We start from the raw sequence: 22680 nt of genomic DNA, 5'->3' as shown, positions 1-22680 counted from the left end.
TCAAGGTATGGTCTATTATGATCTCTTAATGCAGACACTGGGTACTCATAACAAAGCATTACTTGTTCAGAATAAAGATAAAGTCATCAAGGCTTACAAAAAGCTTTGTGCGTCCGCTGATTTCAAGAAGACTACTTCTGGTGGGCTTCAGATGAAGTCCTCGATTGCCCGGAGAACTGAGCTTTGGAACGGTTTGCTCAAGAAGGCTCTCGCTTGATGTCTGTTAGAGTAATAGAGATGTATGGTCGTCAGTTAGATAAACTGAGTGAAATCATCGACAAAACCAATGATAGGGTAATCTCGGATCCGCCAGATGAGCTTTTTGCTGATAACATTAATTTCTACACAAAATCTTATCTTATTAATTTGTGCGCAATTACAGAGGCATGTCTAAAAGACACTGCGATGGTTGTCGTTAGAGCAATGATCGATCGGATATCAAGCGCGAATATTTCTAATAACATTGTATTCTGGGGAGTGTTTAAAGACGGCTTTGATGAAAAAAAGCATTCAAAGTTCGAAAAATTCGCCCTTAGTATAACAGAAAAATCTGTCAGTGACAAATTATCCGCAAATCCTTGGCGAGCTATAAAGTTATTTGAGCTTCTTGGTTGTGATATAAAGAAAAATGCCGATTTTGAAGCTGTTAAAGGAATAATTGCTTCAGTGGTCGATAAGAGAAATAATATTGTTCATCATAATGATCAAGCAAATGATATCTCATTAAGCGATGTTAAAGCTTATATAGATTTTTTTAGAGTCTATATTTACAGTATCGATGAGAGCTCCAAGTCGTTGATTGTTCCGTAAACATGTTTCCGATGTATATATCTCTCACGCTGCATCCGGTCGCTTCTCCCGTGCCGTCAGCTCAATACCTAGCGCCTTCATCACCGCAATCGTCGTTTTGAGCGTCGGATTGCCGTTTTCGCTGAACGAGCGATAGAGCTGTTCGCGCGAAAGGCCGGTCTGAGAGGTGATCTGGGTCATGCCCTTGGCGCGGGCGACGACGCCGAGGGCGTGGGCGATGTAGCCGGCATCTTTGGAGGCGAAGGCTTCCGTCATGAAGGCGGCGATGGCCGCGTCGGAGGTCAGGCCTTCCGCTGGATCAAACGAGGTCAGATTTTCCGTCTGGTTCCGGTCGGTCATAGGCAAGTGTAGTTTGATGACTACGGTTTTGTCTATGGGGCGACAATGTGCAGGATGCTGACTTCCGTCAGTGGCGCCTTGGTGGGTTTGGGGGTGGATCCTCGGGTCAAGCCCGAGGATGACGACCTTGAGGGGACGCGAATGACGGCGTTTGGCGCCGGGGTATGACGCAGAGCAGGGGTAGAGATGGAGCCATGTTCGGCTGCCCCCCGACACTCTCTCAAAGTCGTCATCCTCGGGCCTGACCCGAGGATCCAGTCTCAGGCGCTCGGCGGGTCACGGTTTTGCGAAGGGGTCTGACTGCCGGGGCCGTTTATGGGTCACGGCGGGCTTGGGGCATCGATCCTCGGGTCAAGCCCGAGGATGACGGCGGTGGGGGCGAGGATGACGGCGGTGGTGCCCGAGGATGACGGCTTGGGGGTGGCGGAGTTGGCCCGTTCCGCTTGCTGCCGCTCAGTTCCCCTCAAACAGCGCCCGCAGACTCCAGGGATACTCCCCCTGCTGGCTGGCGATGTCGTCGACTTTCCAGCCGCCGTTTTCGCGGACCAGCGTGTAGTAGAGCGTCACGGGCTCAAAATTGGTGAAGGTGACTTCGACTTCGGCGGTGTCGTCGAGGATTATGGGTTGGCCGACCTCGACATTTGTGGCTTCGCCGTCCTGGCCTGATATGACGGGATCGAAGCCGATGGCGCCCATGTCGCCCTCCGGGGTTTTGTCGATATCGGCCTGCCACACCGCGTTCAGCCCCTCGGAAAAGAAGGGCGAATAGAGCGACGGCGCGGTTTCGTCGGTCTGGCGCGTGTCGTAGCTGTAGAGGGCTTCCAGCAGGGCCTCTGGCGTCCCGTAGGTCTCGGCGGCGGCGGGCAGGGCGAAGAGGGCGGTGAGGGCGGCGAACAGCGCGGCGAGGAGGCGCAAGGGGAAGGCGCGCAAGGGGAAGGGGCGCAGATTTTCGAGGGGCCGGTTTTGCAGGTGCATGGGTTTTTTCCTCCGGTTTGGGTTGCGATGCGTCGATTAAAGGGCGACGGGGACGCATGTCGCCATCCGGAAAAATCGCAGGTCACCGAAGTGACCTGCCGGGACAGCGTCATGCGGTTGCGGGCCCTGTTTTAGAACTCGATCGCAAGGCCGTCTTCGCAGAAATCGAACTTGGCAGGTTCCGATTCGCTGCCGTCAGCATAGGCGGCCTTGACCCATTGGGCGCAGCCTTCGCTGTTTGTACTCTGGTCCCAGACGAGGTTTGCCGTCGAGCCCGGCTTGATGCCGCTGCCGATGTCGAAATAACCCCAGTCACTTTTGTTTTCGGACACCAGGACTTCGGTAATGGCCGATGTGGTGGTGTTGGTCGCCGTGAAGGAGAACTCAGCGGCATGGGCGGCGCTGGCAAGCAGTCCGTTGCCCGCGATGCCGACAGCGATCGTGATAAAACCCAGGCGAAGGGTGTTGAAAGTCATGGTCTGTCCTCAGGTGAAATTGCGTGTTCGTGCCGTTTTTTGTGGCACTTTCCGTTGAGGGAGTCGACGGAGATGATGCCTGAGCGGGCTTTGGACGGTGGTCCGCCATGGTTCATTTTTGGGGATGTGGGGGAATGCGGGCTGCCTCTTCTCCGCGGCGGGGAGAAGAGGAGTCGGTGATTGGCTGATGCCTGGGATGGCACGGCACCCCCCTCACCAAGTTTGCCTCACCAAGCTTGCCTCGCCAATCGGCTGCGCCTCCTGGGGCAAGCTATCCTCTCCCACAAGAGGCGAGGAAACGGCCTCGGACCCGTGGACTGTTGTTCCGGTTTGGCTCGGGCATACGGTTCATTGCCTCTCCCCCTGTGGGAGAGGAAGCGATTTCAACTCCTGGCACAGCCAGGTGTTCGAAAACGCAGGTGAGGGACCAGCGGCATGCGCTGCTTGCCCTGCCGATCACTGGCCCGGTTTTCCGGTCTTACCCTTGCTCTTCTTCTGGCGCTTGGCGTCGCCGGCATCCTCGTAGGAGCCGGCGCCGGCCTTGGCGCGGATGAGAGGGCGGGCGTCTTCGGCGGTATCGCGCTTTTCCGACTGGCCCTGCAGCAGCGGTTTTTCCGGCAGTTTGCCCGCGGTGTTGAGCGGCTTTTCGGTGCGGCCGACGGTCATTTCGTCGAGGTCGTTCTTGCGGAAGAGGCTGGTCTCGGTGCGGGCCGGGCGGGTCATGTCGGTGCCCGGACCCATAGCGTCGAGGGTGGGTTTGGCAAAGAGACCGGCGGATGCCTTGCCCTTCTTGGCATTGCCGGTCGCGCCTTCGGCACTCTTCGCCTGGTTCTTGGCCATGGGGTCGTCCATGATGGCGAGTTCGGTGGCCTTGAGGCGCTTGATCTCGTCGCGCAGGCGCGCGGCTGTTTCGAAATCGAGGTCGGCGGCGGCATTGCGCATCTGTTTTTCGAGCGCCTCGAGATGGGCGCCGAGATTGTTGCCGACCAGGCTGGTGACGCCGCCCTTGACGCCCTTGATGCCGATATCGGCGCGGACATGGTCCTTCTCGTAGACCGAGTCGAGGATGTCGGAAATGCGGGACTTGACCGATTCCGGGGTGATGCCGTGCAGCTCGTTATAGGCCACCTGTTTTTCGCGGCGGCGGGACGTTTCCTCCATGGCGCGGGTCATCGAGCCGGTGATGTGGTCGGCATAGAGGATGACCTTGCCGTCGACGTTTCGGGCGGCGCGGCCAATCGTCTGGACCAGCGAGGTTTCGGAGCGCAAAAACCCTTCCTTGTCGGCATCGAGAATGGCGACAAAGCCGCATTCGGGGATGTCGAGGCCTTCGCGCAAGAGGTTGATGCCGACGAGCACGTCAAAGGCGCCGAGCCTGAGGTCACGGATGATCTCGATGCGCTCGAGCGTGTCGATGTCCGAGTGCATGTAGCGGACGCGAACCCCCTGTTCGTGCAGATATTCCGTGAGGTCCTCGGCCATGCGCTTGGTGAGAACGGTGACCAGCGTGCGGTATCCGGCCTGGGCGGTCTCGCGGATCTCGCCCAGCACGTCGTCGACCTGCGACTTGGCCGGGCGGACTTCGACCGGGGGATCGATCAGGCCTGTGGGACGAATAACCTGTTCGGCAAAGACGCCGCCGGCCTGTTCCATTTCCCAGGCGGCCGGTGTTGCCGAGACGGCGATGGTTTCCGGGCGCATGGCGTCCCATTCCTCGAAGCGCAGCGGGCGGTTGTCCATGCACGACGGCAGGCGGAAACCGTACTCGGCCAGCGTCGCCTTGCGCCTGAAGTCGCCCCGGTACATGCCGCCGATCTGGCTGACGGAGACGTGGCTCTCGTCGATGAACAGCAGCGCATTGTCGGGGATGTATTCGAACAGGGTCGGCGGCGGCTCGCCGGGCTGGCGTCCCGTGAGGTAGCGCGAATAGTTCTCGATGCCGGCGCAGGAGCCGGTGGCCTCCAGCATCTCGACGTCATAGCGGACGCGCTGCTCCAGCCGCTGGGCCTCGAGCAGACGGCCGCCTTTTTCCAGCTCCGCCAGACGGCCCTTCAACTCCGCCTTGATCGACTTGATTGCCTGGTTGAGCGTCGGGCGCGGCGTCACATAGTGCGAGTTGGCGTAGATCTTCACCGATTTCAGATCGTCGGTCTTGTGGCCGGTGAGCGGATCGAACTCGGTGATCGCGTCGATCTCGTCGCCGAACATCGAGATGCGCCAGGCGGCATCTTCGAGGTGGGCCGGGAAGATCTCGATCGTGTCGCCGCGGACCCGGAACGAGCCGCGCTGGAAATCCATGTCGCGGCGCTTGTATTGCTGGGCGACGAGGTCGGCGAGCAATTGCCGCTGGTCGATGCGGTCGCCGATCTGCATCTGGAAGGTCATGGCGGTGTAGGTCTCGACCGAGCCGATACCGTAGATGCAGGAGACCGAGGCGACGATGATGACGTCGTCGCGCTCGATCAGCGAGCGGGTGGCGGAGTGGCGCATGCGGTCGATCTGCTCGTTGATCGAGCTTTCCTTCTCAATGAAGGTGTCGGAGCGCGGCACATAGGCTTCCGGCTGGTAATAGTCATAGTAGGAGACAAAATATTCGACCGCATTGTCGGGGAAGAAGTTCTTGAACTCGGAATAGAGCTGGGCGGCCAGCGTCTTGTTCGGCGCCAGAATAACGGCCGGGCGCTGGGTCGCCTCGATCACCTTGGCCATGGTGAAGGTCTTGCCGGAGCCGGTGACGCCGAGCAGGACCTGGGTGCGGTCGTGGTTGGCGAGACCCTCGACGAGGTCCCGGATCGCCGTTGGCTGGTCGCCGGCGGGCTCGAAATCCGACTGCATGACGATCTTGATGCCGCCCTCGGATTTTTCCGGGCGGGCGGGCCGATGCGGCGTCCACATCTTGCCGTCCTTGAACAGCGGATTGCCGCTCTCGATCAGCGCCGACAGGGCCTCGACGGTGGCGGTTACACCGCCGGCCGCCAGGCTCTCTGCATCCTCGAGCGACGTGTCCATGCCGGAAACCGGGTTGAGGCCGGCCGCGGCGCGGGCCTTGGGATCGGAGGTTCCGCCCATCGAGGTGCCGCGGGATGAACGGCTGGCGCCGACGCCGTCTTTTGCCGCATCATTTTTCGCCTTCTGCGCCGCGATCTCGACCTTCTTGCGGTGCTTGCCGGCCTTGGAGGCGACGTCGTGGCGGGTCTCGATTGTCTCGGCCTCGGCCATGCGCTGCAGCTCGTCGGCCCAGTCGGAGACGGAGCCGGACGAAACCGGCCCGGACAGGGGCGCGCCCTCGAACGGAGCCTGCGGGGCTTCCTCGAAGCCGCTATGGTCAGGGTGGGAGGATTTTTTCGGTGCTTTCGACATGGCGGGAATATGGAGAGAGTCCGTCGCGATGGAAAGGGGGCATGAGTACAAAAAGGCAACGGCGCGGGCGAGATGCGTCCGTTGTTTTCCTGTTTCGTCGCAGGCCTAGGCGCGGACGATCGTTTCCGTGGCCATGCCCTGATGCGTCTTGATCCATCCCGGAATATCGTCCACCGGCATGGGGCGGCCATAATAATAGCCCTGGACGATGCGGCAACCGAGCATGCGCAGCACGTCGGCCTCCTCGGCGGTTTCCACGCCCTCGACCACGATGTCGATCTGCAGCGCATGGCCGATGCCGACAAGGGCGGAAATAAGCGCCTGGTTCTGGCGGCTGGCGGCAATGCCGGTGACGAAGCTGCGGTCGATCTTCAACCGATCGATTCGCAGGCTGACGAGATAGGCCAGCGACGAGTGCCCCATTCCGAAATCATCGACGGCGAGACGGTAGCCGGCCCGTTCGAGGCGGGCGAGTTCCTCACCCGCCGTGACGGCGTCGAGCGTTGCTTCCTCGGTGATCTCGATCTCGAGCCTGGACGGATCAATGCCATAGCCGGCAACAAGCGGCGCCAGCATGGCCGACAGGCTGTAGCTGGAAAACTCGCGCGGCGAGACGTTGATGGCGACCGAGGCACCGTCCAGCCCGAATTCCGGAAGGCGCCGGATGAGCGCGGCAGCCGCGGTTGCGACATTGCGGGTCAACCGTTCGGACATGTGCAGCGCATGGGCGGCCAGAACAACTTCCGGTGGGCTTACGGGGCCGAGCGTCGGGTGGCTCCAGCGCAGCAGGGCTTCGAAGCCTGTTATGCGACCATCCGCCAGCGCCACCTGTGGCTGGAAGTGCACGTCGATGACGCCGGTGGCGAGGGCATCGGCAAGCCCGGTCTCGATCAGGCGCTGGCGATCGATCCGGGCCTTGAGGGCGGGATTGAAGATATTCAGCCGGCGCCGGCCGCCCTCCTTGGCGGCGTAAAGTGCGATGTCGGCGCTGGCAAACAGCTCTTCAGCGGTGTGCCCGTGGTCCGGAAACAGCGCGAGGCCGGCGCTCGTGCCGACGATGGTCGGGCGCCCGTGGATGAGGATGGGTTTTTCTGCCGCGGCCAGAATGCCGGTACCGATCGCCTGCGCGCGCGCTGCCGCACCCTCTCCATCGACGATGACGGCAAATTCATCGCCACCAAGGCGGACGACGCGATCCTCCGGCCCCGACAGGGTGGACAGGCGGACACCGATCTCGACGAGGACCTTGTCGCCGGCACCATGGCCCATCGTGTCGTTGATCGTCTTGAAGCGGTCGAGGTCGATGATCAGCAGCGCCACCTGTCGCGGATGGTCATCCTGGAGCTCGACAAGGGCCTGGAGATGGGCGTTGAAAAGCGCCCGGTTGCCGAGCCCCGTCAACGGATCGTGCCGAGCCAGTGTTTCGAGCTGGGAGTTTGACCGGGTGATTTTGCTGTTGGCTTCGGACAGGGAACCGGCCAGCGTGATCGCCTGCAACCGGTCCTTCTGGCTGCGGATGAAGCTGGCCTGGCTCATGCCACTGGCGCGCACCATCATCACGGCCAACAGGAGGAGGTCGGCAGCGATCACCCCTGACAGCACCGTTGCCTGCTGCATCAGCAGAACCAGGGTGGCGGCGAGCGGCGGGCCGCCAAACAAAAGTGCGGTGCGCGAGAAGGCGGTGCTCTGCATCAGCGCGCCGGCGGAAATTCCGGCAATGATGAAGATGACATAGGCATTGGCGCCGTTGGTGGTGATCCCGCCACCCAGAAAAGGCGCAAAGGCCCAGACGATGCCACCGAGCAAGGCGCCCCCGGACAGGAGGAAGAGCGCGCGCTCGGGCTGACGTACCGGCAGGTTGCCCCGCTTGATCAGGGTGACGTGAACCAGGCGAGCCGCATTGAGCGCGATGACCGCTGCCAGCCATATCGCAATCGCCGGCGTGGGATTGTGGAGCCACAATACGATGGCGGTGGTGGCCGCAATGAAGCAGTTCGAGATGAGCGAAAGCACGATGCCACCGAGAATCGAAACAGCCTGGGCCGTCTTGATCTGTCGCGCGATCGTCCCGTCATCCGAAAATGGCCGGACCTGTTGTACCATCGTTACTCCAAACTACACATTCCGGCAGAAGTCTCCGCGCGCTGCATCCTGCTTGCATTCCCATAATTTTCATTTAACCGGACGCCCCAAGCTTGCGGGGCGAAGGTCCTCGCGACGAGACGCATTGACGCTTGACCTGGCCGGCCGAGCGGCTAATTCAGGGCCATCGCTCTCTCTTTCCGGGATATTCCCATGCCGTTCTCCCTGTCGTCTGCCGCCGTCCTGCCGATCGTGCTGCTGGTGTTCTCGAACATCTTCATGACCTTTGCCTGGTATGGCCACCTGAAATACACCTCGTCACCGCTCTACATGGCGATTGTCGCCAGCTGGGGTATCGCCTTCTTCGAATATTGCCTTGCCGTGCCGGCCAACCGCATCGGCCACGAGGTCTATTCGGCGGCACAGCTGAAAACCATGCAGGAGGTGATCACGCTGGTGGTCTTCGCCGGCTTCTCGGTGTTCTGGCTGAAGGAGTCGCTGACCTGGAACCACGCGATCGGCTTCTGCCTGATTGCTGGCGGCGCGGCGTTTGTGTTAAAGGGGTAGACGCCGCATCCGTCCCTGTACCAAGGACGGATGGATGCCTGCTCAAGCGGATGCATTTTCAGTGACGGGCTGGCACGGAGGACCCGCAGAGCCGGCCTGTGGCAGCGATTCAGGGACTGTGTGTGGACCCGCCGATTCTCATCGGGCGGGTCGCCGATCATGCCGCTTTGAGCCAGAGACCATTGACCCAACCGGAAAAATCCGGCTCCCCGCGCGCGTTGAGCACGGAGATATAGCGCCAGTTGCCTTCCTCCTCGTGCAACATGACTTTCGTGCCGTCCGGCAGTTCCTTGTCGCGCACTTTGGCATGGGCGGCACCGGGACCAGAGCGGATATTCAGGCCGGAGGCGGAGCGCACGATCCAAAGTGCGCCATCGTCCGATGATTGGCCAAAGACCTGGGAGCGAAAGTGATCCATGCTCCAAGCCGGACCCGGATCAGACTTGCGTCCCGGCGCGATGTCGTCGTGGCCGACGATCTCGTCGATCCCGTAGGCAGCGCAGATCGCCTGTGCGGCCAAGGTGGTGGCCTCGATCTGTGCGGCTGTGAACGCTTCCCAGCCACCGTTTGGACTGCCATAGCGATGGCGGGCTTCGACAACCAGGCTGCTGTCGACCGGAACGCCTGTCCAGGAAAGCCAGGTCGAGCCGGAGCGCTTCAGTGGCCCCCAGTTTTCGATCTCGATGCCGATCGAATTGCTGTTCAGGCCTGTGTGGGTTGTGCCGTCCCGATCCTTCCAGGTGCTCTTGCCGGCATGCCAGGCTTTCGTGTCGAGCGGCACGCATTGGGTGATGCGGCCGGACCGATCGATGACGAGATGGGCGGAGACATTTGCTGCCCTGGTGGAGAAGTAACGCGCGATGTCATTTCCCGGACCGGAAGCCGTGTAATGGATCACCAGAAATTTCGGTTTGACGATGCCGCCAATATTCGGTGACTTCACAAAGGGTACATTGGTCGTTCCTGTCGAAAGCTTGTGGTTCTTTACCGTGTACGCCATGACGCCCGCTCCCTGCTCGGTTGTATATCGAGACAAAGGTAGCAAGAATGAATTTTAATGCAACTTAATATTGTATTCTAAATATTAATACAACCTATATCGACGAGGGGTTGTATTGGCCGGCATGTTCCGGTCGAGGCCGTCGCTTGTGCACGCACCGCCAGTCTGCCGCTTCCATGGCTTTATTCGTCCGGGACTGCCTTCGGCTTGCCGTCCTCGTCCAACGCGACCATGACAAAAAGCGCGTCGGTGACCTTGTCCATGCGGTCGGACAGGTAGCGTTGCGCCCAGGCTTCGACCTTCAGCGTCATGGATGTGCGCCCGACCTTGACGACATCCGTATAGATGCACAGCGTGTCGCCGATCTTGACCGGCAGTTCGAAGGCCATTTCCTTGACGGCGGCGGTGACGACGCGGCCACGCGCGCGCTCGGCGGCACGGATGCCGCAGGACAGGTCCATCTGTGCCATGACCCAGCCGCCGAAGATGTCGCCTGCGGCGTTGGCATCGGCGGGCATGGCCAGCGTGCGCAGTGTCAGGTCGCCGTTCGGTCTCGGTCGGTCGGTCATCCGCGCCTCCATGTGTGCTTTGCGTTTACCGGAATCATTGCATTGCTCAAAGGGCTTTTTGCAGCGCAACAGACGCCACGCGCTTAACAAAAGGTAAAACGAATACCGCGATTTCTAACGGTACTTTGTTAGGGAGTTGGAAAAAACCCTTCCGTAGATTGGCGTCAAGGATATTTATGGGAGTTGTGGGCATGAAAAATTTTCGTATTTCCGCGCGTCTTTACGCGCTTGTCGGTATGGCACTTTTATTGGTGGCAGGCGTCCTGACCTTTGTCGAACTGCAGTCGCATGACGGTCTGGTCACCGAGCGCAAGGCCATGCTCTCGGCGATGAACGAAAACGCGGTTTCAGTTTTCGCTGCCTATCACAAGCTTGAGCAAGCCGGGACGCTGACGCAGGAGCAGGCCAAGACGCAGTCTCTCGATGCGATTCGGGCGATGCGCTACCAGGAGAGCGGCTATTTCTGGGTCAATGACATGCATCCGACGATGATCATGCATCCGATCAAGCCGGAACTCGACGGCAAGGACCTGACGCAGAACAAGGATCCGAATGGCTTCCATCTGTTTGTCGGCTTTGCCGACAAGGTGCGGGCGGAAGGCAAGGGCTTCGTCAATTATTACTGGCCGAAGCCGGGCGCCGATCAGCCGGTGCTGAAATATTCCCATGTGGCGGGTTTTGCCCCCTGGGGCTGGGTTGTCGGGACCGGCGTCTATGCTGACGACCTCGAGTCGATGTTCTGGGACAAGGCTATCGTCGCGCTGGGACTGGCCCTGGTCGGTACACTGGCCCTCCTGGCGGTCGCCTTTGCCATCGTGCGCAGTGTCGTCGGACCTGTAAACCGGCTGAAGGGTGCCATGGAGGCGATTTCCAAGGAAAATGTGTCGTTTGACGTGCCGGAAACCGGACGCAAGGACGAGATCGGCCAGATGGCCGAGGTCCTGGTGGTGCTCAAGGATTCGGTTGCCGAGCGCATCGCGCTTCGGGCACGGGAAAAGGAGCAGCAGGAAGCTCTCGACGACGAGCGTCAGGGCAATGAGAGCCGCAAGCAGCAGCAGGCACGCCTTCAGGGCGAAGCGATGACGGCGATCGGCGCTGCGCTGGCGCGGCTGGCGCAGGGCGACCTGTCGGCAGATATCGAGCCGCTGTCGCCGGAATATGCCAAGCTTGCCGACGACTTCAACGCGGCCGCGGCATCGCTGCGCGAGGTGATCCGCTCGATCTCCCGCTCCAGCGATGTCGTCGACGGCAGCGCCGCCGATATTTCAGACGCGACGGGCAACCTGTCGCGCCGCACCGAGCAGCAGGCGGCAGCTCTTGAAGAAACGGCGGCTGCCCTCGACCAGATCACCTCGACGGTGCGCAGCGCCTCCGAGCGGGCGAACGAGGCCCGGGACATGGTCAACGAGACGAAGAGCAGCGCTGCCAAGTCCGGCGACATCGTCCGCAATGCGATTGCTGCGATGAGCCGGATCGAGGGTTCGTCCAGCCGGATCAGCCAGATCATCGGCGTCATCGACGAGATCGCCTTCCAGACCAACCTCCTGGCGCTGAATGCCGGCGTCGAGGCGGCCAGGGCAGGGGATGCCGGTCGCGGCTTTGCAGTCGTTGCCCAGGAAGTCCGCGAACTGGCGCAGCGTTCTGCCGGTGCGGCCAAGGAGATCAAGGATCTCATCCGCACCTCCGCCACCGAGGTCGAGACCGGCGTGTCGCTGGTGCGTTCGACCGGCGAGGCGCTGAGCGAGATCGAGACGCTGGTCAACCGGGTCAACGACACGGTGGCTTCGATCGCCACGGCGGCCCGCGAGCAGGCAACCGGTCTGGCCGAGGTCAACACAGCGGTCAACAGCATGGACCAGATGACCCAGCAGAACGCTGCCATGGTCGAGGAGACCACGGCTGCAAGCCAGACGCTGGCGCAGGAGAGCCGCGAACTGAAATCCCTGTTGCAGACATTCCGGCTTTCGGACGATCTGCAGTCGGCACGTTATGGCCGGGCAGCCTGATCCAAAAAGACCGATGCCCTCGACATTGACCCGCGTTCGCAAGGACGCGGGTTTTTTCCTTTCAGGCCTTCCGGACTCGCGAACAGATATGCGATACGAGTCTCTTCTGAACAGGCGAGACCGTCCGGATCCGCCATGCGACTGGAGTGCCTCGATGAAACAGAACCGTCCCCTTTCCACGCGCCTGATGGGCGTGTTCCTTTTGTCGCTGGCCGGCCTTTCGGCCTGCACCGTGGTTGTCGACGAGCCGCGTCCGCGTCCGAGGCCTGTGGAGCCGCAGATGTGCACGATGGAATATGCGCCAGTCTGTGGCCAGCGTGGCGCGCGGCGCCAGACGTTCCCGAATGCCTGCCAGGCGCGGGTGGACGGGTTTGAGGTTATCGGCCGGGGCGAATGCCGGCCTGCTCGTCCCGATTACGGGCGGCCTGGTGATGGACGGCCGGGGGATGGCCGGCCTGGCGATGGGCGGCCTGATTTCGAGCGGCCGGATGAGGGCAGGCCAGGTGAGGGCAGGCCAGATAGGGGGCCGCGCGCCTGCACACGCGAGTTTGCTCCCGTCTGCGCTCGCCAGGGACGCCGCGAACAGACCTTTGCGAATTCCTGCATGGCAGAAGCCGATGGCTTCCGCGTGATCGGTCGTGGCGACTGCCGCTGATCGGTCTTTCAAGCTTGGCGGTTGGGCCGGCGGTTGCGCCGCCGGCGGCGCACGCCTGATCTTGCGGGCATTCCGCAACGCTTCATTTACCCTGTTTGCATAAAATGCGCCTACGGCCCGCTTTCCGGCGGGTCGTGCCCGGCTTCCGACAGGAAGCCCCGGCACGATCGCGGGTGTGGCTTGTGCCCGGATGCGCTGCGCATCCGCTTGGACGAAGGCGTAAATGTATGGCGTATGTGTTTTCCGTCCGTCGGCCGATCGGGATTCCGAGACCCATGTCGATGCAGAGACCCTTGGCTATCCTCAGGCCCATGGGGATCCTCATCCTGTCGCTGTCGCTTGCGACCTGCTCGACCGACGGTCTTCAACCGTCGGCACGGATCGACGACACGAGCAGCGTCGGCGCCATCGAACCGGTGCGCGCCGCACGCCAGGACGAGCGGCTTCAGGCCTATCCAATCAATGAGGGGCCCATCAACGGGGGCCCGGTCACGACATTCAGCGACGCCGGCAATGGCGCGGCGCCGGACACTGCCGGAGGCGTGGCGATGCAACAGCCGGTCACCGGGCAGCGCCGTCTGCCGATGATCGACAGCGAGCCTGACGCGTCCATGGCCGCTGTGGGGATGGACGGAGCAGGGATCGATGGGGCGGGCGGGCAGCCGATGACCGTTCCCTCCGAAGGCGTCAACATGGATGCGATGCTCGGCGTCGATCCGGGCACGGCCGCGGTCGTCGGGCTGGCGCAGGAGCAGAGCCTCGACATTGCCGAAGGCAATGCCAGCCAACCGGTGGTCGGCGGTATTGGCGAGGACGAGGTGCAGCAATTGGGCGGCGGCCCGGCGGTGATCGCGGCGTCCGCCGATGCCGCCTATGACCCCGACCTGCCGCCGCTGACACCGGCACAGATCGCCGATGAAGCGGCGCAAAAGGCACAGTTCCAGGAGCAGCAGCGCCGTGTCATGCTGCGCCAGCAGCAGGAGGAACAGCAGCAGCAGGTCGCCTTCCTGCCGCGCACCGACAACCCGCTCTCCGAGCCCGAGCCGGATTTCACCGGCCGCATGCCGTCGTCGGAAATTTCCTGCCGCAAGCGGTTGAAGAAACTGGGGGTCGAGTTCGAGGATGTGGCCCGCATCGCCAAGAGCCGCTCCTGCGGCATCGACTATCCGATCGAGCTGACCGGGCTTTCCGGCGGCATCGATATCAAGCCATCGGTCAAGCTGAACTGCCAGGTGACGGAAGCCTTCGCCAAATGGGTGAAGAACGAACTCGCGCCATCGGCGCGCTATCGCTATCTCTCCGGCATCAAGACGATCAAGCCGCTGGGCGGCTATTCCTGCCGGACGATGAATTCCAAGCGCGGCAATCCGATGTCGGAACATGCGCGCGGCAATGCCATCGATGTCGGCAAGTTCGTGCTGAACTCCGGCAAGGAGATCGATGTGCGCAAACCCGGCTTCTTCGCCTTTCGCGAAAAAGGGCTGCTGAAGGCGGTGCGCAGCGACAGCTGCAAATACTTCTCCACCGTGCTCGGCCCGGGCAGCGACGCCAGTCACAAGGATCATTTCCATTTCGACCTGCGGCCGCGCAAATCCGGCTATCGCCACTGCGACTGAGCCGGCCGAAACAGGGGCCGGCAGCGTCAGCCTGCCAGGGTGCTCTGTCTCTGATGGATGGGCAAAAAAAAGGGCCGGTCTGAACCGGCCTAAAAGAACCGCTCCGAAAGGGGGATGCGGGTCGGTTCGTGCAAATCAGGCGCGCGGAAAACATGTCCACGGGCGGAAGCTGAGGCATAAGCATCACTGTTTGATGACAATCACCCCTCTTTTCCGTTTCAGCATGGGCGCCGATCCGTCGCCGGAGCGTGGCGTCCCCCGATCGGATCGGATCAACAGTGGATGCTGCGACGCGATGACCGTATTTTTGGGCTTGTCAGTTATCAATATACAATATATGTAATTGTTAATTGATTGTCTCTAGAGCGGAGTCCTTGTCATGCCGTCCCATGCCCTCGCGCCGATTTACGCGCAAAAACCCGATGTCCGGGGATTTTACCATGCCCGCACCGGGAGCATCCAGTATGTCGTCTCCGACCCGATGACGGGCGCCTGCGCCATCATCGATCCGGTGCTTGACTATGACGAAAAGTCAGGCGCGACGGCCACGATCGAGGCCGATGCCATTCTCGCTTATGTGGCCGAACGCGCACTTTCGGTCGAGTGGATCCTCGACACGCATCCGCATGCCGATCATTTTTCCGCTGCTGCCTATCTGAAGGAACAGACGGGTGCGAAGACAGGCATCGGCGCCCATGTCGTCGATGTGCAGCGGCTTTGGAGCGATCTCTATCATCTGCCGGACCTTGCCACCGACGGCTCGCAATGGGATCGGCTGTTTGCGCAGGGCGAGACGTTCCGGATCGGTTCGCTCGACGCGCATGTGCTGTTTTCGCCGGGGCATACGCTGGCGTCGGTCACCTATGTGATCGGCGATGCGGCGTTTGTGCACGACACGCTGTTCATGCCCGATAGCGGCACCGCGCGTGCCGATTTCCCAGGCGGCAGTGCTGGAAGCCTGTGGGCAACGATCCAGGTGATCCTGTCGCTGCCCGACGAGACGCGGCTGTTTACCGGGCACGACTACCAGCCGGAGGGACGGGCGCCGCTCTGGGAAAGCACGGTCGCTGAGCAGAAGCGCTGCAATCCGCATGTGGCCGGGCAGTCGCGCGCGGATTTCATCAAGCTGCGCAAGGCGCGGGACGCAATCCTGCCCATGCCGAGGCTCATCCTGCATGCCCTGCAGGTGAATATCCGTGGTGGTCGCCTGCCGGAACCGGAAGACAACGGCCGGCGCTATCTGAAAATTCCGCTGAATGCGCTGAGCGGCGCAGCCTGGGAGTGAAAACCATGACATCGGACAATGTGGTGGCCATGACATCGAACAAGACACCGCCGAAGCTGCGGGCCGACATGGCGGCCCGCGCGACGCAGGCTGCAGAATTCCTGCGGATTCTTGCCAACCAGAACCGGCTGATGATCGTCTGTACGCTGGTCGAGGGAGAGCGGTCCGTGGGCGAACTCGAGGCGCTGCTCGGCATCCATCAGCCGACCCTGTCGCAGCAGCTGGCAGTTCTGCGCGATGGCGGGTTCGTCGAGACCCGGCGGGATGCCAAGCAGATTTTCTATCGCCTGACCGAGGACCGGGCAGCGCGCCTTGTCACGGTGCTCTACGATATTTTCTGCGCCGAGGAAGACCAGCCATGAACGGATATCTGCTTTCCCTCTCCGGCGGCATGCTGATCGGACTGTCGGCGGTCATTCTGATGCTGGCCAATGGCCGCGTCGCCGGCATCAGCGGTATTGCCGGGCGCCTGCTGCAAGGCCTGCAATCGGGCGTCGGCGCGGCTTTCATCATCGGCCTCGTCTTCGGCCCGATCGTTTACCGGGCCCTGTCCGGTTCCTGGCCGGCCGTCACGGTGGAGACCGGGACGCCGCTTCTGGTGGTGGCCGGGCTGCTTGTCGGTTTCGGCTCGCGGATGGGTTCCGGCTGCACCAGCGGCCACGGCGTCGTCGGTCTGGCGCGCCTGTCGCCACGCTCGATCGCCGCCGTTTTGACGTTCCTGTCGACCGCGGTGCTGACGGTCTTCCTGATGGGGATTCTGGCATGAGAAATCCGGTTGTCCTGCGCATCGCCGCAGCCCTCGTCTCCGGCCTTGTCTTCGGTCTTGGCCTCTCCCTCTCGGGCATGCTCGACCCGTCGCGCGTGCGCGGTTTTCTCGATGTTGCCGGCGCCTGGGACCCAAGCCTTGCCTTTGTTCTCGGCGGCGCGGTGGCCGTTGCGGCCCTCGGCAATCTGGTTGCGCAACGCATGGCGAAACCCGTGCTCGACGCCCAGTTTCATTTGCCGCCGCGCCACCCGATCGATGGCCGGCTTCTGGCGGGATCCGCAATTTTCGGCATCGGCTGGGGCATTGGCGGGCTTTGCCCCGGGCCGGCGCTTGCCTCGCTGTCGCTGGGTCTGCCGGCCACGGTCTGGTTTGTCCTTGCCATGGCGGCCGGCATGATCGGTCATGATCGATTTGCGGGGCCGAAGACATGAGCACGTCCGTTTTCGCAGCGCTCGGTTCCGGCGGCATTGTCGGTTTCACCCTTGGCCTTGTCGGTGGCGGCGGTTCCATTCTTGCCGTGCCGCTTTTGCTCTATGGCGTCGGTGTCGCCAGTCCGCATGTGGCGATCGGCACCAGCGCCATTGCTGTCTCGGTCAATGCATTCGCCAGTTTCGCGGCCCATGCGCGGGCAGGGCATGTGTGGTGGCGCTGCGCCGCCGTCTTTGCCCTGTTCGGCACCATCGCTGCGCTTGGTGGATCGACGCTCGGCAAGGCCGTGGACGGACAGCATCTGCTGTTTCTGTTCGGTCTGGTGATGATCCTTGTCGGTGGCTGGATGCTGAAACCGAAGACGGCCGTCGTTTCTGCCGCCCGCCCGGTGGATCTGCGCATGTGCCTGACAACGGCGTTTGCCGCATCCGTGACCGGCGCGGCGTCGGGGTTCTTCGGGATCGGCGGCGGCTTCCTCATCGTGCCCGCTTTGATCATGGCGACCGGCATGCCGATGATCCAGGCCATCGGTTCATCGCTGCTGGCGGTCGGCACCTTCGGTCTCGCCACTGCCTTGAACTATGCTGCGTCAGGGTTGATCGACTGGACGGTGGCGGCGCAATTCGTCGGCGGCGGCATTCTGGGCGGCATTGCCGGCACGCTGGCGGCAACGCGGCTGGCCGCGCACAAGGCTGCGCTCAACCGGATCTTCGCGGTTCTGGTTCTCGGCTGCGCCGTCTATGTGCTGGCGCGCAGCGGCTGGCCGTTCTGACCTTCCGGCGGCGGTCCGTTTCCTGTCTGGTCGTCTATTTTTGTGTTCTCGGGGTGAATATCGCGGCAAAAAGGTCCATATAGACGCAACTTGCCCAAGCCACTCCCCACAGACCGGATGTTTCCATGGCCTCGATCGTTAGCGTTTCCAACCTGTCAAAGACCTATGGGTCCGGTTTCCAGGCCTTGAAGGATGTCAGCCTCGAAATCGAGGAAGGCGAGATCCTCGCGCTGCTCGGCCCGAACGGTGCGGGCAAGACGACCCTGATCTCGATCATCTGCGGCATCGTCAACCCCTCCGAGGGGCAGGTGCTCGTTGGCGGACATGACGTCGTCAAGGATTTCCGGGCGACACGTTCGATGATCGGTCTGGTGCCGCAGGAACTGACGACCGACCAGTTCGAGACCGTCTGGAACACCGTTTCCTTCTCGCGCGGGCTGCATGGCAAGAAGGCCAATCCTGGTCATATCGAGAAGGTCCTGAAAGATTTGTCGCTCTATGACAAGAAGGACAACATGATGCGCGAACTCTCGGGCGGCATGAAGCGGCGCGTCTTGATCGCCAAGGCGCTCAGCCATGAGCCGCGCGTGCTCTTCCTCGACGAGCCGACGGCGGGCGTCGACGTTAACCTGCGCAAGGACATGTGGCAGGTGGTGGAAAAGCTGCGCGAGACCGGCGTCACCATCATCCTGACGACCCATTACATCGAGGAAGCCGAGGAAATCGCCGACCGCGTCGGCGTCATCAATGGCGGCAAGATCCTCCTGATCGAGGAGAAGGCGGCGCTGATGAAAAAACTCGGCCGCAAGCAGTTGCGCATCGATCTGTCAGAGCCGCTTGCGGCAATCCCGGAGGCGCTGTCCTCTTACAGACTGACGCTTGACGACGAGGGGCGCTGCCTGATTTACGACTACGACGCTTCGGGCGAGCGAACCGGCATCACGACGCTTCTGACGGCGCTCGCCGAGACCGGGATCCGCCTCAAGGACATTTCCACGCACCAGAGTTCTCTGGAAGATATTTTCGTTGAACTGGTGGGAGCTCGGGCATGAACCTGGAAGCAGTCAAGTCGATCTATTTCTTCGAGATGGCGCGCACGCGGCGCACGCTGTTGCAGAGCGTCGTCTCGCCCGTGATCTCGACCTCGCTCTATTTCATCGTCTTTGGCGCAGCCGTCGGCTCGCGCATCCAGGAGATCGAGGGCGTCTCCTATGGCGCTTTCATCACGCCGGGCCTGATCATGCTGACGCTTCTGACGCAGTGCATCGGCAATGGCTCCTTCGGCATCTATTTCCCGAAATTCACGGGCACGATCTACGAGATCCTGTCCTCGCCGGTGTCGATGGCCGAGATCGTGCTCGGATATGTCGGGGCGGCGGCGACGAAGGGCATGATGATCGGCCTGATCATTCTTGGCACAGCCTCGCTGTTCGTCGACCTGCACATCGCCCATCCCTTCGTGATGCTCTTGTTCTTCGTGCTGACGGCGGTGACCTTCAGCCTGTTCGGCTTCATCATCGGCATCTGGGCCAAGGATTTCGAGCAGCTCAACCTGATCCCGATGCTGGTCATCCCGCCGCTGGTCTTTCTTGGCGGCAGCTTCTATTCGATCGACATGCTGCCACCCTTCTGGCAGGCTGTCAGCCATTTCAATCCGGTGCTGTATCTCATCAGCGGATTCCGCTGGAGCTTCTTCGAAATCGCCGACGTCAACCCGGCCATCAGCCTGGCGATCATCATCGCCTTCCTTGCGCTGCTGGTGGGCGTGCTGACATGGATCTTCAAGACGGGGTATCGGTTGCGGAATTAGAGGTGAGGAATTAGCCAATAGGCAGTAGCCAGTGGGCAAGATGGTGCGAGTTTTTACTGCCTACTGCCTACTGCCTACTGCCTACTGCGCACTGCCACCTAATCCCGCAACCGCAATTCATCCGTCTGCATCTGCAGGAAGTCCAGTGTCGACAGGAAGCTCATGCCGAGCAGGCTCTGGTCGAGTCGGCCTTGTTCGGCGACGGTGGCGCGGACGTTGTTGCGGACGATCGGGCCGATGGCGACTTCCGAGAGCGTCACGGGAGCGGCCTGCGCCATGCCGTTGGCGGTGGTGACCCGGGCGGTGTAGGCGAGATTGGCCGGGTCGAGGCCGAGCGTTTCGGCATCCTCATAGGTCAGCGCCACGGTGCTGGCGCCGGTGTCGACCAGCATCGACACACTGGCGCCGTTGACCGCAACCGATGTCTCGAAATGACCGTTCAGCATCTTGTGGAGAACGACTTCCTGCAGGCCTTCGCTGTCGGTGAAGACGGCGGCGCGGCCGGGAATGAGGCCGGCGGCCAGACGCGAGCCAAAGGCCTGCATGTCGTTGCGGTAGAGATAACCGGCGACCAGCACCAGCGCGATCAGCGCCCAGATACCGAACTGGCGGACGCTTTCGGCAAAATGGCGGCGGCTCTGCAACAGGCCGGCCGAGAGCATGGTGGCGATGGCGCCGAGCATGACCAGGCTTCCGAAATCGTCATTGTCGATGCCGAACGTGCGGCCGCTGTCATGGTTGAGGATGAGAAAGACCAGCCCCACCGCCAGGATGCCGAGCAGGATCGTCAGCCGGTTCATTCTCCGACGCGCTCCCGCGCCATCCGCGTCCGCCTTGTTTCGCGTCGCGGCTTGCGATCCAGCGTGTCGAGGCGGGCGGGCAGGGTCGCCATGATGTCGTGGCGCTGCTGCGCAGAATAGAGCGTCCAGGCGCCGATCTCGTCACGCGTGCGACCGCAGCCAAAACAGAAGCCGGTCTTCATGTCGATCGAACAGATCAGGGTGCAGGGCGATTCCATGGGGCGTACCGTCCGGATGAAGTCCAGTTTCAGGCTATATCGGCGTTTCAGACCGTCAGCGCAAGGGCTGCCAGAACCGCAATTTCCGTCAGTTGCTGTGTCGCACCGATTGTATCGCCCGTATGGCCGCCGATCTTGCCGTCGACGATTCCGCTGAAGGCCGTCACCGTTGCGCCGAAAGCCAGGAGCGTGAGCGGAATGGCGAGCAGCGGAACGCCGGCGAGCAGCATGAGGATGACGGCACTCGTGGGGCCGATCGCCAGTGCCAGCCGGACGGCGCCGCGCTGTGGCTCGCCGGCCGAGGCCGCAACACCGTCCTGGCGCGCCGGGGGAAGTTTCGACCAGTGCCAGACCATGGCCGTGCGGCTGAGGGCTGCCATGGCGAGCATGGCGACGCCGGCGCCGCTGGGCGTCAGTTCGGGCAGGATGGCGGCCAGCGCCGAGACCCTAAGGCCAAAGGACAGGATGAGCGCCACGGCACCATAGGAGCCGATCCGGCTATCCTTCATGATAACAAGCGCGCTTTCCTTGTCCCTGCCGCCGCCAAGGCCATCGGCGGTGTCGGAGAGACCGTCCTCGTGCAGCGCGCCTGTGATCAGCGCCTGGATCGCGACCGCCACGAAGGCGGTGAACAGGGGTGTGGCGTGGATCGCCGAAAAGATCGCAACGACAGCGGCCGACGGCAAGGCGATCAGCAGTCCGGCGATGGGAAAGGCACGCACGGCGCGGCTGAGGCGCCCGTCGAAATTGACGAAATGTCGCTGCGGCATGTGGATGCGGCTTAAAAACGCGACCGAGCGGGCGATGTCATCGGTAAAATCGCGCATATCCATGTGTTTTCAACTCCCCAGCCTGCCGGTTTCCCCGAATCGGCGTCCTGCCGCGATCATGCGCCGACGACATCAACCGGCGCAAATGCCGTTGCCCGTTTTCCCCGCGCGCTTTATGGAGGTGTCACGGATTCCGGAAGGAAGCCCGACCCTGCCTGAAGACAAGGATGCCTGATATGAGTGCCAGCGGCCTGCCGTTTGATGATTTTCGTGAGCTGCTGCGCAACCTGCCGGGCCCGGACAGCGCCGCCGTTGCCGCCGCCCGTGCCCGCGACGCGCAACTGACCAAGCCGCCGGGTTCGCTGGGCCGGCTCGAGGAGATCGCCTTCTGGCTTTCGGCCTGGACGGGCCGGGCACCGGCCGTGACGCGCCCGCTGGTGGCGATCTTTGCCGGCAATCACGGGGTGACCGCGCAGGGCGTGACGCCGTTTCCGTCATCCGTGACGGCACAGATGGTCGAGAATTTTGCAGCCGGCGGTGCGGCGATCAACCAGATCTGCGTCGCCTATGATCTCGGCCTCAAGGTCTTCGACCTGGCGCTCGAATATCCGACGGCCGACATCACGCAGGAAGCGGCGCTGTCCGAGCGCGACTGCGCCGCGACCATGGCCTTCGGCATGGAGGCCGTGGCCGGCGGCACCGATCTCCTGTGCATCGGCGAAATGGGCATCGGCAACACGACGATCGCAGCGGCGATCAATCTGGCGCTCTATGGCGGCACGGCCGCCGACTGGGTCGGTCCGGGCACCGGGGCGGAAGGCGAGATCCTGGCGCGAAAAATCCAGGCCGTCGACAGGGCGGTCGCGCTGCACCGCGACCATCTGTCCGATCCGCTCGAAGTGCTCAGGCGCCTGGGTGGTCGCGAGATCGCGGCGATGGCCGGCGCTATTCTTGCGGCCCGCATGCAGAAAATTCCTGTCATCATCGACGGGTACGTGGCGACATCGGCAGCGGCGATCCTGAAGGCGGTCAATCCGGCGGCGCTCGACCATTGCCTGATCGGCCACGTCTCGGCGGAACCCGGCCACATGAAGGCGATCGACAGGCTCGGCAAGACGCCGCTTCTGGCGCTCGGCATGCGGCTGGGCGAGGGCACGGGGGCAGCGCTTGCCGCCGGCATCGTCAAGGCCGCCGCCGCCTGCCATGGCGGCATGGCGACGTTTGCCCAGGCGGGCGTCAGCAACAAGGCGTGAGGCCTCGTGGATCAGCCGGCTTGACCGGCTGATCTTCCGGACAGGCTTCTGACAGCAAGACACGCGTAGCACCAACGCAGAAACGATGCGGCTTCTGGCACGCATCGTTTCGGACCGGCGCC

At 62.2% G+C, this 22680-nt stretch carries 23 protein-coding genes and 1 pseudogene; 14 read left to right on the top strand and 10 right to left on the bottom strand.

What is annotated here, in order from left to right; all coding sequences use genetic code 11:
• Both AX760_RS27475 and AX760_RS19395 read left to right on the top strand, forming a co-directional pair.
• Positions 1-217, top strand: a 217-nt coding sequence (locus AX760_RS27475; RefSeq protein WP_210187381.1) for a hypothetical protein, incomplete at its 5' end; no start/stop codon positions are given.
• On the top strand, positions 184-810 hold the full coding sequence (locus AX760_RS19395) for a HEPN domain-containing protein (RefSeq protein ID WP_139276523.1): 627 nt from the start codon (positions 184-186) through the stop codon (positions 808-810). The genes AX760_RS27475 and AX760_RS19395, both read left to right, overlap by 34 nt.
• A 24-nt stretch (positions 811-834) precedes the next feature.
• Here AX760_RS19395 and AX760_RS19390 read toward each other — a convergent pair whose 3' ends face one another.
• From AX760_RS19390 to AX760_RS19370, 5 genes are all read right to left on the bottom strand, one after another.
• Positions 835-1149, bottom strand: coding sequence for an addiction module antidote protein (locus AX760_RS19390; protein ID WP_071834617.1), 315 nt, complete (start codon positions 1147-1149; stop codon positions 835-837).
• Between the two features lie 453 nt (positions 1150-1602).
• A complete protein-coding gene (locus AX760_RS19385) occupies positions 1603-2124 on the bottom strand; it encodes a DUF3828 domain-containing protein (RefSeq protein WP_425348874.1) in 522 nt (173 codons plus the stop codon).
• Between the two features lie 131 nt (positions 2125-2255).
• Positions 2256-2600, bottom strand: coding sequence for a hypothetical protein (locus AX760_RS19380; RefSeq protein ID WP_083531248.1), 345 nt, complete (start codon positions 2598-2600; stop codon positions 2256-2258).
• 456 nt (positions 2601-3056) lie between these two features.
• On the bottom strand, positions 3057-5960 hold the full coding sequence (uvrB, locus tag AX760_RS19375) for an excinuclease ABC subunit UvrB (protein WP_071834616.1): 2904 nt from the start codon (positions 5958-5960) through the stop codon (positions 3057-3059).
• A 105-nt stretch (positions 5961-6065) separates the two neighbouring features.
• Positions 6066-8063 carry a putative bifunctional diguanylate cyclase/phosphodiesterase gene (locus AX760_RS19370; RefSeq protein WP_071834615.1) on the bottom strand — a complete coding sequence of 666 codons (1998 nt, stop codon included), beginning with the start codon at positions 8061-8063 and terminating at the stop codon, positions 6066-6068.
• A gap of 192 nt (positions 8064-8255) precedes the next feature.
• Here AX760_RS19370 and AX760_RS19365 point away from each other — a divergent pair, with 192 nt between their 5' ends.
• On the top strand, positions 8256-8609 hold the full coding sequence (locus tag AX760_RS19365; RefSeq protein ID WP_071834614.1) for a DMT family protein: 354 nt from the start codon (positions 8256-8258) through the stop codon (positions 8607-8609).
• Between the two features lie 157 nt (positions 8610-8766).
• Here the strand turns inward: AX760_RS19365 and AX760_RS19360 are convergent, their stop codons facing one another.
• Together AX760_RS19360 and AX760_RS19355 are read right to left on the bottom strand one after the other, a co-directional pair.
• A complete protein-coding gene (locus AX760_RS19360; RefSeq protein WP_071834613.1) occupies positions 8767-9609 on the bottom strand; it encodes an N-acetylmuramoyl-L-alanine amidase in 843 nt (280 codons plus the stop codon).
• Between the two features lie 182 nt (positions 9610-9791).
• Positions 9792-10178 carry an acyl-CoA thioesterase gene (locus AX760_RS19355; RefSeq protein ID WP_071834652.1) on the bottom strand — a complete coding sequence of 129 codons (387 nt, stop codon included), beginning with the start codon at positions 10176-10178 and terminating at the stop codon, positions 9792-9794.
• 191 nt (positions 10179-10369) lie between these two features.
• Here AX760_RS19355 and AX760_RS19350 point away from each other — a divergent pair, with 191 nt between their 5' ends.
• From AX760_RS19350 to AX760_RS19305, 10 genes and pseudogenes are all read left to right on the top strand, one after another.
• Entirely contained in the window at positions 10370-12184 is a 1815-nt protein-coding gene (locus AX760_RS19350) for a methyl-accepting chemotaxis protein (RefSeq protein WP_071834651.1), read from the top strand.
• A 154-nt stretch (positions 12185-12338) separates the two neighbouring features.
• Positions 12339-12839 carry a Kazal-type serine protease inhibitor domain-containing protein gene (locus AX760_RS19345; RefSeq protein ID WP_071834612.1) on the top strand — a complete coding sequence of 167 codons (501 nt, stop codon included), beginning with the start codon at positions 12339-12341 and terminating at the stop codon, positions 12837-12839.
• Positions 12840-13120: 281 nt separating this feature from the next.
• Positions 13121-14455, top strand: a complete 1335-nt coding sequence (locus AX760_RS19340) for an extensin-like domain-containing protein (RefSeq protein ID WP_071834650.1) — start codon at positions 13121-13123, stop codon at positions 14453-14455.
• Between the two features lie 409 nt (positions 14456-14864).
• A pseudogene (locus AX760_RS19335) lies at positions 14865-15740 on the top strand (MBL fold metallo-hydrolase); the annotation flags it as partial.
• Between the two features lie 5 nt (positions 15741-15745).
• Complete coding sequence (locus tag AX760_RS19330; RefSeq protein ID WP_425348873.1) at positions 15746-16102, top strand: metalloregulator ArsR/SmtB family transcription factor; 357 nt, start codon at positions 15746-15748, stop codon at positions 16100-16102.
• Complete coding sequence (locus AX760_RS19325) at positions 16099-16506, top strand: YeeE/YedE family protein (RefSeq protein WP_071834610.1); 408 nt, start codon at positions 16099-16101, stop codon at positions 16504-16506. The genes AX760_RS19330 and AX760_RS19325 overlap by 4 nt, the downstream gene beginning before the upstream one ends.
• Positions 16503-16937 (top strand): DUF6691 family protein, encoded by a 435-nt coding sequence (locus tag AX760_RS19320; RefSeq protein ID WP_071834609.1) that lies wholly within the window; start codon positions 16503-16505, stop codon positions 16935-16937. Before AX760_RS19325 ends, AX760_RS19320 begins: the two co-directional genes overlap by 4 nt.
• Entirely contained in the window at positions 16934-17707 is a 774-nt protein-coding gene (locus AX760_RS19315) for a sulfite exporter TauE/SafE family protein (RefSeq protein ID WP_071834608.1), read from the top strand. The genes AX760_RS19320 and AX760_RS19315 overlap by 4 nt, the downstream gene beginning before the upstream one ends.
• A 125-nt stretch (positions 17708-17832) precedes the next feature.
• Entirely contained in the window at positions 17833-18759 is a 927-nt protein-coding gene (locus AX760_RS19310) for an ABC transporter ATP-binding protein (protein ID WP_071834607.1), read from the top strand.
• Positions 18756-19517: an ABC transporter permease gene (locus AX760_RS19305; RefSeq protein WP_071834606.1), complete on the top strand. Its 762-nt coding sequence runs from the start codon at positions 18756-18758 to the stop codon at positions 19515-19517. Before AX760_RS19310 ends, AX760_RS19305 begins: the two co-directional genes overlap by 4 nt.
• Before the next feature lie 98 nt (positions 19518-19615).
• On the opposite strand, the gene AX760_RS19300 is transcribed toward AX760_RS19305, so the two are convergent.
• From AX760_RS19300 to AX760_RS19290, 3 genes are read right to left on the bottom strand one after another with little or no spacing between them, the layout of a single operon-like run.
• Positions 19616-20317, bottom strand: coding sequence for a retropepsin-like aspartic protease family protein (locus tag AX760_RS19300; protein WP_071834605.1), 702 nt, complete (start codon positions 20315-20317; stop codon positions 19616-19618).
• Positions 20314-20535 (bottom strand): DUF1289 domain-containing protein, encoded by a 222-nt coding sequence (locus tag AX760_RS19295; protein WP_071834604.1) that lies wholly within the window; start codon positions 20533-20535, stop codon positions 20314-20316. The genes AX760_RS19300 and AX760_RS19295 overlap by 4 nt, the downstream gene beginning before the upstream one ends.
• Before the next feature lie 47 nt (positions 20536-20582).
• Positions 20583-21368, bottom strand: a complete 786-nt coding sequence (locus AX760_RS19290; RefSeq protein WP_071834603.1) for an adenosylcobinamide-GDP ribazoletransferase — start codon at positions 21366-21368, stop codon at positions 20583-20585.
• 173 nt (positions 21369-21541) lie between these two features.
• On the opposite strand from AX760_RS19290, the gene cobT reads away from it, so the two are divergent.
• A complete protein-coding gene (gene cobT / locus AX760_RS19285; protein WP_071834648.1) occupies positions 21542-22558 on the top strand; it encodes a nicotinate-nucleotide--dimethylbenzimidazole phosphoribosyltransferase in 1017 nt (338 codons plus the stop codon).
• The last annotated feature ends 122 nt before the right edge of the window (positions 22559-22680 follow it).

Source organism: Pararhizobium antarcticum (assembly GCF_001885585.1).
Lineage (GTDB): Bacteria > Pseudomonadota > Alphaproteobacteria > Rhizobiales > Rhizobiaceae > Pararhizobium > Pararhizobium antarcticum.
This window is presented reverse-complemented; position numbering and strand designations above follow the sequence as displayed.

Bases quoted from the DNA above. Each gene is read 5' to 3' on its own strand.
- AX760_RS19390 (WP_071834617.1), bottom strand. From the start codon at position 1,149: ATGACCGACCGGAACCAGACGGAAAATCTGACCTCGTTTGATCCAGCG.
- AX760_RS19385 (WP_425348874.1), bottom strand. From the start codon at position 2,124: ATGCACCTGCAAAACCGGCCCCTCGAAAATCTGCGCCCCTTCCCCTTG.
- AX760_RS19380 (WP_083531248.1), bottom strand. From the start codon at position 2,600: ATGACTTTCAACACCCTTCGCCTGGGTTTTATCACGATCGCTGTCGGC.
- uvrB (WP_071834616.1), bottom strand. From the start codon at position 5,960: ATGTCGAAAGCACCGAAAAAATCCTCCCACCCTGACCATAGCGGCTTC.
- AX760_RS19370 (WP_071834615.1), bottom strand. From the start codon at position 8,063: ATGGTACAACAGGTCCGGCCATTTTCGGATGACGGGACGATCGCGCGA.
- AX760_RS19365 (WP_071834614.1), top strand. From the start codon at position 8,256: ATGCCGTTCTCCCTGTCGTCTGCCGCCGTCCTGCCGATCGTGCTGCTG.
- AX760_RS19360 (WP_071834613.1), bottom strand. From the start codon at position 9,609: ATGGCGTACACGGTAAAGAACCACAAGCTTTCGACAGGAACGACCAAT.
- AX760_RS19355 (WP_071834652.1), bottom strand. From the start codon at position 10,178: ATGACCGACCGACCGAGACCGAACGGCGACCTGACACTGCGCACGCTG.
- AX760_RS19350 (WP_071834651.1), top strand. From the start codon at position 10,370: ATGAAAAATTTTCGTATTTCCGCGCGTCTTTACGCGCTTGTCGGTATG.
- AX760_RS19345 (WP_071834612.1), top strand. From the start codon at position 12,339: ATGAAACAGAACCGTCCCCTTTCCACGCGCCTGATGGGCGTGTTCCTT.
- AX760_RS19340 (WP_071834650.1), top strand. From the start codon at position 13,121: ATGCAGAGACCCTTGGCTATCCTCAGGCCCATGGGGATCCTCATCCTG.
- AX760_RS19330 (WP_425348873.1), top strand. From the start codon at position 15,746: ATGACATCGGACAATGTGGTGGCCATGACATCGAACAAGACACCGCCG.
- AX760_RS19325 (WP_071834610.1), top strand. From the start codon at position 16,099: ATGAACGGATATCTGCTTTCCCTCTCCGGCGGCATGCTGATCGGACTG.
- AX760_RS19320 (WP_071834609.1), top strand. From the start codon at position 16,503: ATGAGAAATCCGGTTGTCCTGCGCATCGCCGCAGCCCTCGTCTCCGGC.
- AX760_RS19315 (WP_071834608.1), top strand. From the start codon at position 16,934: ATGAGCACGTCCGTTTTCGCAGCGCTCGGTTCCGGCGGCATTGTCGGT.
- AX760_RS19310 (WP_071834607.1), top strand. From the start codon at position 17,833: ATGGCCTCGATCGTTAGCGTTTCCAACCTGTCAAAGACCTATGGGTCC.
- AX760_RS19305 (WP_071834606.1), top strand. From the start codon at position 18,756: ATGAACCTGGAAGCAGTCAAGTCGATCTATTTCTTCGAGATGGCGCGC.
- AX760_RS19300 (WP_071834605.1), bottom strand. From the start codon at position 20,317: ATGAACCGGCTGACGATCCTGCTCGGCATCCTGGCGGTGGGGCTGGTC.
- AX760_RS19295 (WP_071834604.1), bottom strand. From the start codon at position 20,535: ATGGAATCGCCCTGCACCCTGATCTGTTCGATCGACATGAAGACCGGC.
- AX760_RS19290 (WP_071834603.1), bottom strand. From the start codon at position 21,368: ATGGATATGCGCGATTTTACCGATGACATCGCCCGCTCGGTCGCGTTT.
- cobT (WP_071834648.1), top strand. From the start codon at position 21,542: ATGAGTGCCAGCGGCCTGCCGTTTGATGATTTTCGTGAGCTGCTGCGC.